Origin of the sequence: Paenibacillus sp. sptzw28, from assembly GCF_019550795.1 — a bacterium.
Classification (GTDB): domain Bacteria; phylum Bacillota; class Bacilli; order Paenibacillales; family Paenibacillaceae; genus Paenibacillus_Z.
This window is the reverse complement of record NZ_CP080545.1, coordinates 5,442,289-5,454,632: the sequence shown is the minus strand read 5'-3', so window position 1 is coordinate 5,454,632 and position 12,344 is coordinate 5,442,289. Positions and strand designations below refer to the sequence as shown.

15 protein-coding genes, 1 pseudogene and 1 riboswitch are annotated in these 12,344 nt (G+C 46.8%); of the genes and pseudogenes, 10 read left to right on the top strand and 6 right to left on the bottom strand.

Annotated elements, in window-relative coordinates:
* Window positions 1-71: 71 nt before the first annotated feature.
* Together KZ483_RS25355 and KZ483_RS25350 are read left to right on the top strand one after the other, a co-directional pair.
* Window positions 72-542 carry an alpha/beta fold hydrolase gene (locus KZ483_RS25355; RefSeq protein WP_220350310.1) on the top strand — a complete coding sequence of 157 codons (471 nt, stop codon included), beginning with the start codon at window positions 72-74 and terminating at the stop codon, window positions 540-542.
* Window positions 520-1,323, top strand: coding sequence for a class I SAM-dependent methyltransferase (locus KZ483_RS25350; protein ID WP_220350309.1), 804 nt, complete (start codon window positions 520-522; stop codon window positions 1,321-1,323). The genes KZ483_RS25355 and KZ483_RS25350 overlap by 23 nt, the downstream gene beginning before the upstream one ends.
* Window positions 1,324-1,588: 265 nt before the next feature.
* Here the strand turns inward: KZ483_RS25350 and KZ483_RS25345 are convergent, their stop codons facing one another.
* From KZ483_RS25345 to KZ483_RS25325, 5 genes are all read right to left on the bottom strand, one after another.
* Window positions 1,589-2,032, bottom strand: a complete 444-nt coding sequence (locus KZ483_RS25345; protein ID WP_258881782.1) for an MEKHLA domain-containing protein — start codon at window positions 2,030-2,032, stop codon at window positions 1,589-1,591.
* Between the two features lie 89 nt (window positions 2,033-2,121).
* Window positions 2,122-2,904, bottom strand: coding sequence for an SDR family NAD(P)-dependent oxidoreductase (locus KZ483_RS25340; protein WP_220350307.1), 783 nt, complete (start codon window positions 2,902-2,904; stop codon window positions 2,122-2,124).
* Window positions 2,905-2,925: 21 nt separating this feature from the next.
* Window positions 2,926-3,261, bottom strand: a complete 336-nt coding sequence (locus tag KZ483_RS25335) for a cupin domain-containing protein (protein WP_220350306.1) — start codon at window positions 3,259-3,261, stop codon at window positions 2,926-2,928.
* 33 nt (window positions 3,262-3,294) lie between these two features.
* Window positions 3,295-4,311: a 4-hydroxy-2-oxovalerate aldolase gene (gene dmpG / locus KZ483_RS25330; protein ID WP_220350305.1), complete on the bottom strand. Its 1,017-nt coding sequence runs from the start codon at window positions 4,309-4,311 to the stop codon at window positions 3,295-3,297.
* 5 nt (window positions 4,312-4,316) lie between these two features.
* The gene (locus KZ483_RS25325) at window positions 4,317-5,207 is read right to left on the bottom strand and encodes an acetaldehyde dehydrogenase (acetylating) (RefSeq protein WP_258881418.1); all 891 of its coding nucleotides are present in this window, start codon (window positions 5,205-5,207) and stop codon (window positions 4,317-4,319) included.
* A 179-nt stretch (window positions 5,208-5,386) separates the two neighbouring features.
* Window positions 5,387-5,482: riboswitch (cyclic di-GMP riboswitch) on the bottom strand.
* Between the two features lie 182 nt (window positions 5,483-5,664).
* Between KZ483_RS25325 and KZ483_RS29220 the strand changes: the two genes are divergently transcribed.
* The 3 genes from KZ483_RS29220 (at window position 5,665) to KZ483_RS25310 (ending at window position 6,297) form a co-directional block, all read left to right on the top strand.
* Window positions 5,665-5,892 carry an alpha-L-arabinofuranosidase C-terminal domain-containing protein gene (locus tag KZ483_RS29220; protein ID WP_220350304.1) on the top strand — a complete coding sequence of 76 codons (228 nt, stop codon included), beginning with the start codon at window positions 5,665-5,667 and terminating at the stop codon, window positions 5,890-5,892.
* Complete coding sequence (locus KZ483_RS25315; RefSeq protein ID WP_220353752.1) at window positions 5,790-6,032, top strand: hypothetical protein; 243 nt, start codon at window positions 5,790-5,792, stop codon at window positions 6,030-6,032. The genes KZ483_RS29220 and KZ483_RS25315 overlap by 103 nt, the downstream gene beginning before the upstream one ends.
* 79 nt (window positions 6,033-6,111) lie before the next feature.
* Window positions 6,112-6,297, top strand: coding sequence for a DinB family protein (locus KZ483_RS25310; RefSeq protein ID WP_258881781.1), 186 nt, complete (start codon window positions 6,112-6,114; stop codon window positions 6,295-6,297).
* Between the two features lie 153 nt (window positions 6,298-6,450).
* Here the strand turns inward: KZ483_RS25310 and KZ483_RS25305 are convergent, their stop codons facing one another.
* Window positions 6,451-6,885, bottom strand: coding sequence for a cupin domain-containing protein (locus KZ483_RS25305; RefSeq protein WP_258881417.1), 435 nt, complete (start codon window positions 6,883-6,885; stop codon window positions 6,451-6,453).
* A 610-nt stretch (window positions 6,886-7,495) separates the two neighbouring features.
* Here KZ483_RS25305 and KZ483_RS25300 point away from each other — a divergent pair.
* From KZ483_RS25300 to KZ483_RS25280, 5 genes and pseudogenes are all read left to right on the top strand, one after another.
* Window positions 7,496-7,822 (top strand): helix-turn-helix domain-containing protein, encoded by a 327-nt coding sequence (locus KZ483_RS25300; protein WP_220350303.1) that lies wholly within the window; start codon window positions 7,496-7,498, stop codon window positions 7,820-7,822.
* Between the two features lie 65 nt (window positions 7,823-7,887).
* On the top strand, window positions 7,888-8,577 hold the full coding sequence (locus KZ483_RS25295; RefSeq protein WP_220350302.1) for a hypothetical protein: 690 nt from the start codon (window positions 7,888-7,890) through the stop codon (window positions 8,575-8,577).
* 216 nt (window positions 8,578-8,793) lie between these two features.
* Window positions 8,794-10,356 carry an esterase/lipase family protein gene (locus tag KZ483_RS25290; protein ID WP_258881416.1) on the top strand — a complete coding sequence of 521 codons (1,563 nt, stop codon included), beginning with the start codon at window positions 8,794-8,796 and terminating at the stop codon, window positions 10,354-10,356.
* A gap of 166 nt (window positions 10,357-10,522) precedes the next feature.
* Window positions 10,523-11,434, top strand: a pseudogene (locus tag KZ483_RS25285) (S8 family peptidase); the annotation flags it as partial.
* A gap of 413 nt (window positions 11,435-11,847) precedes the next feature.
* Entirely contained in the window at window positions 11,848-12,327 is a 480-nt protein-coding gene (locus KZ483_RS25280) for a hypothetical protein (protein WP_220350299.1), read from the top strand.
* Window positions 12,328-12,344: the final 17 nt, after the last annotated feature.

The following is a 12,344-nucleotide window of genomic DNA, read 5'->3' as shown; positions in this document are numbered from 1 at the left end:
TTTGGAGAAAAAAGGTATTGTAGTTTCCATATAGAATTTTTTACGGATAAAAGGCTCTAGGGAGGCTTATAATGCGTAAAGTTAGAACTTATGGCATTGAGCCAATTAAAGCGTTTCTTGTCCATGGAGGACCTGGGGCTGCTGGTGAATTGGCCCCTTTCGCAAGAGAATTATCGCTCAGATCCGGTGTTGTCGAGGCACTTCAAAATAAGAAAACAATATCCGAATTGGTTTTAGAGTTGAAGGCAATCATTAGAGAACATAGTAACGAGTCTGTCCAATTAGTAGGTTATTCATGGGGAGCTTGGCTAAGTTTTATTTTTGCTGCCTTATATCCTGAAATGGTTAGAAAATTAATATTAGTGAGTAGCGGTCCTTTTGATGCTTCCTATGCATCCAGAATAAGTGAGACACGACTATCTCGCCTTAACGAAGAAGATAAGAAATTACACGAATCACTTAAAATGAGATTAAATGAGTCAGATTCTAAAGGGAAACAATTTTGGAGAGGGTGTCTGCATGGACAAAAATTCTGTTTATAGAACAAACATTATAGGCGCTGGCGAGGTTGGTGCCATCTCGGTCGACATGGATAAGAATGTTGTTCATAAAACAAACAGCTTATTTTGGGATACAAAAGGAAATGATGTTTTAGGAGCAACCTCACTTCCTTTTTATGGAGCATTTGTCTCAGAAGAGAAATGCCAACTTTTTGGCGACGTCTCAGGAAAAAAGATGCTGGAAATAGGCTGTGGAAGCGGTCAATCTTTGCAATATCTGGGGGAACGCAAAGCATCCGAACTATGGGGTATGGATATATCAGAAAATCAAATCGAAAAGACAAGGCAACATTTGACGGCGTGCGGTCTTTCAGCAAAATTAATCTGTTCTCCCATGGAAGAAAAATGTGGCATACCAGTAGATTATTTTGACTTTGTTTATTCAATTTATGCCATAGGCTGGACCACCGACCTTGAGGGTACTTTTTGGCGGATCGCTTCTTACCTTAAAAAAGACGGCGTATTTATTTTCAGTTGGTCTCACCCTATACATAAATGTGTTGTTGCAGAGAATAATATGCTTGTTTTTAAAAAGTGTTATTTCGATGAATCTTGGTATTCGGTATCTCTTGATGAAGGTGAGCTAACATTATCGGATCGTAAACTATCAACTTATGTGAATGCGTTGGCAAAAGCGGGATTTGTAATTGAACAAATGATTGAGCAATCTGATGATGAAATTATACAATCACGGGACAGCGATTTTGCAAAAAAAGCAAAGATGCTTCCTGTAACTTTTGTAGTTAAAGCAAGAAAACTATAAGAGAACAGTATAAGCATTCGACAGCCAACCATAATAGACATAAACGAGAGACGATTGTTGAAGTAACGGGGAACGATAGTGGAGCAAACTGCCGCGGTGCAGATGCTCCATTTTTCGTTCTTGGGCAAGGTAACAGAGAAATATTATCCGTGAAGAGGAACAAATGTGTATCGGTTTATCACAGTGTCCGGTTATAGCTCAGCAGAGTGGAGCAATTCATTAAGCTCAAGGCCATACTTATATTGGAGGTAAACGGCTTGAGTCGTTAAATATAACGATGCTCACGAAACGTGGCGGCCTGCCCCCGAATGGTTCCTGTTTCGTCCGTCAAATTCCACACAGTAGCTTTCATGATGTGGAATCTCCGGCCAGAACTGGAAATTCGGATTCCCGTGTAATCATCAATGAATCCTTTATCGCTTACGGCTTTTAGAAAATTAGACCGCTCCTCGCGTTCCAGCGGTTCCGCAGTAAGCCTTGACGGTGTGCGTGTAAACGCCTCCCAACTCATTTCCCATAGCTCCAGTGCCGCCTTTCCAAAATTCAATATCGGATCACCCTCTGTTCCGTGGGATAGCACCACGAAGGGAGCATGAAACAATTGCTTAAACGGTGCGCCGGCAAAGACCGGTTCATCCAGAAGAGATTGTCCTGTCGCTCTTCGGAAGCTATCCATGATAAGACTGGCATGCTTGTTAGATGCTCCAATTACGCTGTATTGTATAAATTGCGTTCCCCCTCATCCCTTTGATTCCCGCATAACGGGATATGATTTTTCCGTTGTGGTTGGAGCTTTAATTACAAAGCAGGACCTGATCCGCCGTCTATATTAATCGAGGTCCCTGTTACGTAGGAAGCCGCTTCGGATGCCAGAAACACAATGACTTTGGCCGCCTCGTCCGCATTTCCGATTCGTCCAAGCGGAATCTGGTGGCGGGAATCCCTGGCATATTGTTCCCAAGTGAGGCCCGGTTCCTCCCTTTTCCATCGCTCCTCAATCTGCCCGCTTCGAATCGTCCCGATACATACGGTATTTACCCGGATTTGCTCCGGTGCCAGATCTCGGCTCATCGCTTTGGTCAAAGCCTGCCCGGCGGCGCGGCTTACAGAGCTCGGCATGGACGAAGCAGGGGGCGTCTTGGCCCAGGAAGTAGTGACGTTGACGATTGCACCTCCACCGGCATTACGTAAATGAGGGATCGCGGCCCGAGAGACGCGGATGGCAGCATACAGCTTTAAATCCAGATCAGATGCCCACAGCGCGTCATCTATCTGTTCAAACGGCTTCGCAGCGGCGGTTCCGGCGTTATTGACTAAAATATCCAGCCGACCGAAGCGCAGTACAGTATCGGCGACCGCTTTTTCGCAATCCTCGGACTTCGTTACGTCTACCTTTATCATAAGTACATCAGATCCGGATTGATTCCTGATATGCGCAGCAGCGGTAGTTAATTGCTCTTCATTTCTTGCGCAAATCGCAACCATAGCGCCTTCTTTGGCAAACATTACCGCTGTTTCAAGGCCGATTCCTTTACTCCCACCGGTGATGAGCGCAACTTTTCCCTTGAGTATCAAATCCATCGATTGTTTGCTCCTTTGATTTTAAACAGTTATCTGCGGCATATAATCTTCACGGGCCGGATTGAAAATATCCAATGAAACCGTGTCTTCAATAGCGTATACGCTATGTTCTATCCCGCCAGGAATTACAAAGCTCCCGCCGGCCTTTACTTCGTACTCCTCATTGTTGCAAATAACCCTTACTTTTCCTTCTGTAATGTAAAAGATTTGTTCATGATAATGACTATGCAGCGGAAATAGGGATCCTTTTGCTATTAAATGTTCAACAAGCATTAGTTTGTTATTATAAGCCAGCACTCTTCTTTCTACACCTTTGAATGGATAGGCTACTTCTACTTTATCCCGATCTGTCATCATATAATATCACCCTTTATTTAAGATTCCGCTTACTTAGTTGGAGACCACAGCTTCTGATTCGGCGATCTCATGTACAACTTCAATAATCATATCTTCTTGACCGGCAATAATTTTTCTTCTTCCTAACTCCATAAATACTTTATGGGGGTCTACATTATATTTTTGGGATAAGAGTTCAACAGGTTTTGCAAAGCCTGAAAATACGCCGGCCAATCCGCTTATAACACTTGTAGAATTGATAGTCGGTACTTTTTCGATGATTGTCTTCTCTGCAATGTTTGCTCCTTCAAGGAGCTTTGATAAGTCAATATTAGTGGTATAGCCCAATCTATTTAATACTGCGATCAGTACCTCCAATTGGGCATTGCCAGCCCCGGCTCCGAATCCCCGAATCGTACCATCCAGTATTCTAGCTCCTCCACTTAAAGCTGCAACCGAATTTGCTATGGCATGGCCTAGGTTGTTATGTGCATGAAACCCTACAGGTATGTTTATTGTGCCGGTGAGTGCTTTTACCCGCTCAATAACGTCTTCCGGCAAATAAACTCCGGCAGAATCCATAATGATTACACCGTGTGCCCCATACGATTGCATTTTTAACGCTTCCTGCGTAAGTAATTCAATAGACGCCATATGGCTCATCATCAATACTCCATAAGCTTCCCGCCCTCTATCCAAGGCATACTCAATGTGCCTCTTAGTGATATCGGCTTCAGTGCAATGAGAAGCGACCCTGACAACATGCACACCCAGGTCTAACGCTGCTTTCAAATCGTTTATCGTAGCTACACCCGGTATAACATGGATTCCTATTTTCGTATGACGTAAAGTGCTTGACGCCAGCTCAAAAATTTCTTCATCCCGAACAAGAGATTCGCCTAATTGCAATGAAGATGCTCCAAGGCCATTGCCGTGCCCGACTTCAATAATCGGAATACCTGCCGCATCGGCTATGAGCATGTAGTTATACATCTGTTCTCTGGTTAACTGATGACGTACGGCATGGGAACCGTCTCTTAGGGTTGGATCACTGATTAGAACCGTGGACACCTGGATTACGCCCCTTTCTCTATGCCCGCCAGCTTTGAAGCATACTCTTCTGCAGTAGCAATGGCGGCACAATTGATAATATCAAGATTTCCGGCATACGGGGGCAAGTAGTCTCCAAGTCCCTGCACTTTAATCATTACTACAATTCGGCCGTCTTCTATAGTAGGAGGGATAATTAATTGATAGCCTGGAACATAAGATTGCATCTTAGAAATAATTCGGTTCAAATTTCTATGAAGCAGCTCCAGATTGGGATTATGAACCTTGGCATAAATGGTGGTTTGCATGTCAATGCAAGGCTCTGCGGGGTTTAAATTAATAATAGCTTTAGCTTTATTACATCGGGAGAATTTTCGGATCGCTTCCTCCGTATTTTCGATATATTCGTCAAGGTTGGATCTTGTAGCCGGACCGGCGCTCTTGGAAGCAATACTGGATACCACTTCAATATATTCGACCCGTTCATGGGATTGTCCGATCGCATACGCTACCGGTACGGAAGCTTGTCCCCCGCATGTAACCATATTTACGTTATCAAGCGTCAAGCATTCACTTAAATTTACCGCAGGAACACACATTTCCCCAATTTTTGACGGAGTCATATCTATAACAAACTTTCGAAGCCTTCTAAAAACTATTGCATGTTGAGCATGAGAAAATGCAGAAGTGGCATCGAAAACAATATCGTACATATGAGCGTAATCTACAATAGCATCAATTTTTTTATCCGAAACATGTATTCCTAAATCTCTGGCTATAATCATCCCGGGCGATTCCAAGTTTCTACCCACAAACAGTGTACACTCCAAATGAGGCGATCTCATCGTTTTTTTTAGTAAGTCTGTCCCGATATTGCCGCTGCCTATAATTGCAACCTTGATCTTCCCACTGCTCATTTTAAATCCTCCTTGGCGCAAAAAGTGCATGGATTTAATTCTGAATTTTCCGACTTTTGAGAAAATATTAACTCCAATACTCACATTTCTTTCCTGCCAGACGATTTAATTAATTTTAAGCAGCACAAAAAACCTCCCATCAGCATTATTAGAATGAATAGACGGAGGCTGCCGTCGTATTCGGTAACTGGCAGGCATAGCGAATGGTGGTGCTTTCCGCCTTAGCCCCTATAGCTTTGCGTCGCCGCTTTTCAGCGGGTTTGCCATTATCGTACGAAATATTCTGTTGTCGTATATTGTCAATTTACATGATATTACTATATTTTAAAATAGGCATATTATACTATTTTGATTATAATACTATATTAGAAATCATTATAATAAAAGGATGCGCAAAGGGTTTCTTATAGCTCGGTTCACTCGGCTATTTAGGCAAAATTCGTATTGCCTATGACGAATGGAATCTTCATCATCGCATATTAACTCCGGAACCGCGGATTATTTAACACCGAGGGATGAAAACGACATCAATTCCAGCTACACAATGGCGGATACTGTGTTTACCGCTTGTTTTATAAATCAGTGTCTCAAACACAGCGATGTAATTGGAATGGCGAATTTCGCACCGACCGTCAATACAAGGGCAGTGCAGTGCAGCATTCGAATGCCGTTCTTTATAGTGTGACCGGCGATTCGAAAGATGCTTACAACGATATTGGGAAAGAGCAGGTTCGCGTCATCGAACAGCCGTTACATTGGAATGCGCAATCTGATCTTACAGTTGAAATTCAGCCCCATTCCGTAAACGTTCTTGTAGTAACGTAACGGAACTCGAAACAGCAGCGGTACGCCCTCGTGGTACGCCAGCTTGGCGGCACACCTTGCAACCATTGTACCGAATACGATAACGAATACAAGGTATAAAATGCTAAGGCTATTCCTGATAAAATACCCCAAACGCCACCAAATTCATCACCGCGGGCAGATGACGATTCTGATACGTCAAGCGGGACTTACGGCTCCCGGCATCTACGGACCGAACGAAGAGGAAACCGCAGCCATGCGCGCAGCCCACGCGACGAACAAATGATAGATATATTTAAGAGGCAGTGCCGGCTCGGCGTCTGCCTCTTTGCTGTTCCAAAAGATGCGAGGAACGTTCAAAGGAATAAAAATTTTCAACTTAGGGGTGAGCGGGCTCAGGGCTTTTATCTGAACTGAAAGCTTTGTTCCCTTCGTTAAATCACCACTTCACGGGTTCTTCGAGAATAATGCCGTCGGTCATGACCCATTGGGTCAAGCTGTGTTCCTTGGCCTGGATGACAATAAAGTACAAATCCTCTGTCTCGGACGTATTCCGCAGGGTACGCACACCTTGCGGTGCCATGCGTACGGCGCTTCCTTCCGTCACCTCGAGAATTTCGCCGTCAACTTGAACCTGCCCCCGGCCGCGAATAATTACGTACAACTCCTCATTCTCCTTGTGCTTATGATAGAAAGGCACCTCCCCCCGGGGGGGCAGCTGATTGAGCGACACCTCCATGCTGGTTAACCCAAGAGATTCCTTCAAAAATAGTTTCCCCTTGGCAGGAGCTTCCGTAACGCTTCCGAGCTTCTCGAACAGACCTGCTTGCACCATCGTGTAATTCCGGTTTTGCATGTTCAACACCTCTTCCATTAGGTTATCGCATCCTATACGAGTCCATCTTACCATACCGCAAATAACGTGATTTCTTTTCAATTGCTCAGTTGAGGACGAGGTCCCGTTCATTCATGATGGAACCTGCGTCGCGGAAGCTTGAAAACGGACATTCATCACGAACACTGCCACAGATGACTTATCCGGTATAAAAAGTACACTCTGGGAGCTGTATGACAAAGAGGATGGGACCAGCACAACTGGACAGGGCACAAAGATCACCGTCCCTACTATGGTCTGTCATACACCGGCATGGACTGGTTCCTTAACCGGGAGACAAAGCCGATAACTCTCCGGATCGATACAACCGCACCTGTAACCAAATATACGGCGAAGCCTATCTATGGAAATGACAAGCCGGTACCGGAAACATGAATCTGGAGTTCTACAGTGTAAATATTGCCGCTCGTTTCCCGGCTGGGAGACGGGCGGTTTTTTTGCCGATAATGACACTCTCTACCTGAGGGCTTGAGTTCTCGTTATGGTCCGCCGTTTGAATTTTTTGATAATTTATACCGCTTCTGATATAATGGGAGCAGATATGGAATATAATAGTATTCGCTTCTATAAAACAAGGAGTTGATGCAGCGTGCCAGGTGCCAAATTAGACCAGGACTTTCCCGATCCCCATCCCCATGCCAGCGGCCGAAATAATCCTGGAATGGCAGCGGAGATAAACAGCTTTACGATCATGATTGGAAGTATGGTTTTCGCCCGCCGCGTGGAGCTGAGATTGACGCAGCAGCAGCTCGCCGAGATGGCTGGGACGAATCAGGCTCATATTTCCAAAATCGAGGCAGGCGATGATTCCGTTACCGGAAAAGTGCTAAACAAGGTTATGAGGGTATTGAATCTTGCTTCTTTACAGCCCGGTTACCAAGAACAAGCGGCAGGCAGGGAGCTCGTTCCCCAATAAGGTCTGCCAAGATGGACCGGCTCAAGGGTGATAGACAAATAGACATGTTTACGAGGAGGGCTCCTATGCTGCCAGATTTGTTGATCGAATGTGTACGCCGGGAAACACACGGAACAATGAAACTAGATCCGGATAACATGAGCCGGCTTGCGGAGTTTAACCCGCTAATGATCCAGACCCAAAGTGAACCCAGTCATGTGTTGTTCGATCTCCATCCTGATACGTATGTCGCGCCAATTATCAAGGAAGCGAAGACGATGACTATTGATTTTACGCTGTTGAGGCCGATCGCGAAGCAAGAAATCGAACTGCTTGAGGCCATGTACAATAACCGGATTTATACTCTCTATGCATTTGCTTTCATGTTCACATATGAAGAGAAAGGATTGATCTTATTATGGGCGAAGCAGCTGGCCTCTCCGCCCGCGTTTACCCGTGAAAAAACAAACGCACTGCTCGAACAGGCCTTGGAGCTGGAGGCGGAAGGTTCATACTTTGCATTCTCAAGCGTACTGCACCCCTGCCAGGTGATAGAGCTGTTCTATGATAAAGAAAAAATTGCTACTGCCGTAGGCGGTCATTCTTCCGTAATGATCATCCCCGTAGAAAAGAAATGGAGATTGCAGCTTCGGAAAACCAAGAAGGAGCCCGAAGACGATTTCGAAATCCTGCGGAGGCTGCTCTCGGGATATAAAAATGAAGCGGTTTATCTGCAGAATTATTTTCAGAAAAACGATCTCTGTATAAAGGGTTGATTCATACCTTATTTTTGGGAATTCGGACAGCTTGCCGTCTTCCTGGAAATAAGGTTTTTTTTATGCCTGTTAACATAGGGGCAAAGTCGGGTCACGAATCGCCGGCGAGTCATAAAGTGTAAGGGGGAGAGCAATCGAACCCGACAGTATGTCCAGCTTAACAAACAAATTTTGAGATGAGGGGGATCGGTTCTATTGAAGCGTTGCTTCATTAACTTGGCAGCAGCATTGGTTCTGGCCACCGTTCTATCACTCGTTTGGCTGACGCGGGCTGAGGCGGAGGTACCCGCCCCCATACTGCACAATGACAATGCTTACGGCAGCTTCGGGGATTGGTATACGGGAGCGGTACCGCCGCGGGCTTCACCGGAGAAACCCGTACTTTTGTTCGTGCAGGGTCTGCATTCCGATTACGGGCGCTGGCTGGGTTCGGACGGTTATTATGAAGCCGCTTACAATGCCGGCTACCGAACAGCTTTCGTGCAGCTTAAGGATTCTGCGGGAGCAGGGGGCAATATGTGGACGAACGGCCCGGTCCTCGCTGATGTGATCCGCAAAACGGCGTCCTACTATGGCGTTCCCAAGATTAATATCATCGCTCACTCCAAGGGCGGCATTGACTCACAAACGGCTCTTGTTTATTACGGGGCGTCTCCATATGTAAACGTGGTCCATCAGCTGTCTACACCGAACAAAGGCTCGGAGCTTGCCGACATCGCTTACAGCAACTGGGCTTCCTGGCTCGCGGCGATCCTTGGTCTTAAAGACGACGCGGTCTATTCTCTGCAAACTTCATATATGGCGAACTTCCGCGCTCAAACGGATAGCAGAAGCGAGAACAACGCAACGATAACCTACATGTCCGCCGGTACAGGTGACGATGGGTGGTTTACCGGCAGCTGGTTTGCCCATGCTTTTCTTCCAGGCGCCGATGACGGGGCGGTAACAGTGGGCTCCGCCATGGGTCTTCCCTATGGTATCGACAGCTTTACCAAGAACATCTCCCACACCGCCATGGCCAGGGCTTCCCAGACCTGGAGTCTGGTACAGCCGAAGCTATCGGCGGACAGCACCAGATCATCGGTGTCCGCTCTGGCCGCTCCCACAAACGAATCGGCTTCCGCCCAGGAAGATGGAGATATGATTCTACGCGGCGGAGTAGTGGAAGGAAGCGGCAGCGTGTCTATCCCCCTAGAGAGCGGAATCGGCCGTGTTTCGCTGGAAGTGATGACCGCGATAGACGACACTAACGTCAAGCTTATTTCGCCATCGGGCCGTGTATATCGTCCGAAGGTCTCTCACGCGTCCGATTCGGAGCCTGTATTCTCCAGAGCCGCAAGGCATCTGTTTCAGTTGAATAAGCCCGAGTCCGGCGATTGGTCGATTCAGCTGTCGGGCAAGAAAGACGCTTACTTCGCCCTTGCGCGGATTGAAGGACCAAACAAAACGAGCTTGAATGCGGGCAAGAAGGTGTACCGCAAGGGAGAGGCGGCGCGGATATCCGTCGATTTTGGCGGATCAATAGTAAAGGGTTCGGCCAAAAGGCCAAGTCTGAACAAGTCCGCAGCAGGCAATGCAGCTGCACAGTCCAAAGCGCTGCCGGAGACTGCCATTGCAGAGGACGGACGGCTTCAGCTGCCTTTTCAAGCGCCGGCGGAACCCGGGGTATATAACCTTTCTTTCGACGTTGTAGGTATTAACGGTAAAGGGGAAAAGGTGACCCGCTCCGTAAATTATAATTTTGCCGTAACGGATGAGCAGGGGAATATCGAAAACTAAAGTCAGACGATGCTACTATACTATCGCCTTATTATCGGGGATTCGGACAGCTCGGGTGTCCTTTCTGATAATAAGGTTTTTTTATGCGCAGGGTACAAGCCGGGTCGCTTCACCGCACCGCGTCATAGAGTGTACAAGGGTACCGATGGAAAGGAGGTGTTATCATTTGGCGAAGTTGCGTCTGATCCCTTATATCGTGGAATCGATCTCGGCGACGGGCAGCGAGATTCCGGCAGGAGTCCGTGCGGTTCATGCGCCGGAAGTTTGGGCTGAATCGAAAGGGACGAATGTCGTTGTCGCTGTAATTGATACGGGATGCGATTACAATCACCCGGATTTGAGAGGCCGTGTTATCGGCGGAAGGAATTTTTCCAAGGACTACAATGCGAATCCGAACGAATATATGGATAATAACGGCCACGGAACTCATGTTGCAGGAACGATTGGCGCGATTTTTAACAATTCCGGTGTTGTCGGAGTCGCCCCGGAAGTCAAGCTGCTGGTTCTCAAAGTGCTGGGGAGCGATGGTTCGGGAAGCTATCAGTCAATCGTAGACGCAGTCCGCTATGCCGCACAGTGGAGAGGTCCAAACGGGCAGCGAGTTCGTGTCATCTCCATGTCGTTAGGCGGCCCCGACGATGTTCCCGCAGTCCATGAGGCGATTAAAAATGCGGTTGCGAGTAATATTCTGGTCGTTTGCGCAGCGGGAAATGAAGGGGATGGAAATCCGAACACAGTTGAGAAATCGTTTCCAGGCGCATACCAGGAGGTCGTTGAGGTCGGAGCTGTGGATGTGAACGGAACCCCGGCATCGTTCACCAATACAAACAGCGAAATTGACCTTGTCGGACCCGGAATTAATATTTTGTCTACCTATCCGGGCAACCGGTATGCGACGCTTTCCGGGACGTCGATGGCTGCGCCGCATATATCCGGAGGTGCGGCTGTCCTCATTGACAAGCTTGAGCGTGAATATGGACGAGCATTGAGCGAGGCTGAAATCTACGCACAGTTGGTTAAGCATACCCGGAGCTTAAGACTCGACAAACGTATTGAAGGCAACGGCATGCTTGATTTGACCGCTGTTTCGCAGCTGCCGCCATCGGCAGTTCCGAAGACAATAGCCGTTCGAAAGTATGCGGCAGGATACGCAGTAGTGGCAGGTTACTTCAAAAACAAAGCGGAAGCGGATGTGTTCGCGGAACAAGTAAGACGGCTTTGAATAGGAACTATAACCGCTTGTTTTCCGGTAGGGAAACAAGCGGTTTTTTTGTGCGAAAGACGGTTTTGACCGATACCGTTCAACTCTGATCATACCTTACAAACCACACCTTTAAGGAATCTTTATCCAATTCGACAAAAATAAGGTTACTATATCAAGATAAATATGGTACAGTAGCTTTGTCTCCATAAAAGGAAACATTTAGGAGGTGAGATTGCGCTCAATTAAAGGATTGTACGATACAAGACCCAAAGAGGAGGAAATGAAAATTGAAAAGGATTAGTTCGGTTTTTCTGGCATTGGTATGTGTTTTGGCTGTTCCATTCTCGTCGTCCGCATTTGCAAGTGGTGAAGGTGCCAATGATAAGGCCGCCGCTGCAGAGGTGTACATCATTCGTGCTAATGGAGTAACTACTATGGCAGCCGGGGAATGGGATTACTTAGGCGCCCGCAGCACTTCTTCCAGTGAGAATCCTTCCAACTACGTATTTTCCGGCGGCGGAGATTTCAAGTACAAAGTATATTCCGGTCCCAGCGGCGGAGCCTGGTACCAGCTGCGGGAATACGATCCTAACAATGCGGATGATATCATTACAGATCCTAACGGGTATAGTCTATTTTACTTATATCCTGGCGACACATTAGTTTACAGGGGAATCAGCGGAGCTGTAGATGGCGACAACAATAAAGCTGAATTTTATGTAAAAGAAAGCTTTAGCGGAGCAGCAACCGTACAATACTGGGATTAATTTTATAAGTAACGGGG

Excerpts from the sequence above, each read along its gene's own strand:
- KZ483_RS25355 (WP_220350310.1), top strand. The coding sequence starts at position 72 with ATGCGTAAAGTTAGAACTTATGGCATTGAGCCAATTAAAGCGTTTCTT.
- KZ483_RS25350 (WP_220350309.1), top strand. The coding sequence starts at position 520 with ATGGACAAAAATTCTGTTTATAGAACAAACATTATAGGCGCTGGCGAG.
- KZ483_RS25340 (WP_220350307.1), bottom strand. The coding sequence starts at position 2,904 with ATGGATTTGATACTCAAGGGAAAAGTTGCGCTCATCACCGGTGGGAGT.
- KZ483_RS25335 (WP_220350306.1), bottom strand. The coding sequence starts at position 3,261 with ATGATGACAGATCGGGATAAAGTAGAAGTAGCCTATCCATTCAAAGGT.
- KZ483_RS25325 (WP_258881418.1), bottom strand. The coding sequence starts at position 5,207 with ATGAGCAGTGGGAAGATCAAGGTTGCAATTATAGGCAGCGGCAATATC.
- KZ483_RS29220 (WP_220350304.1), top strand. The coding sequence starts at position 5,665 with ATGGAATCTTCATCATCGCATATTAACTCCGGAACCGCGGATTATTTA.
- KZ483_RS25305 (WP_258881417.1), bottom strand. The coding sequence starts at position 6,885 with ATGGAAGAGGTGTTGAACATGCAAAACCGGAATTACACGATGGTGCAA.
- KZ483_RS25295 (WP_220350302.1), top strand. The coding sequence starts at position 7,888 with ATGCTGCCAGATTTGTTGATCGAATGTGTACGCCGGGAAACACACGGA.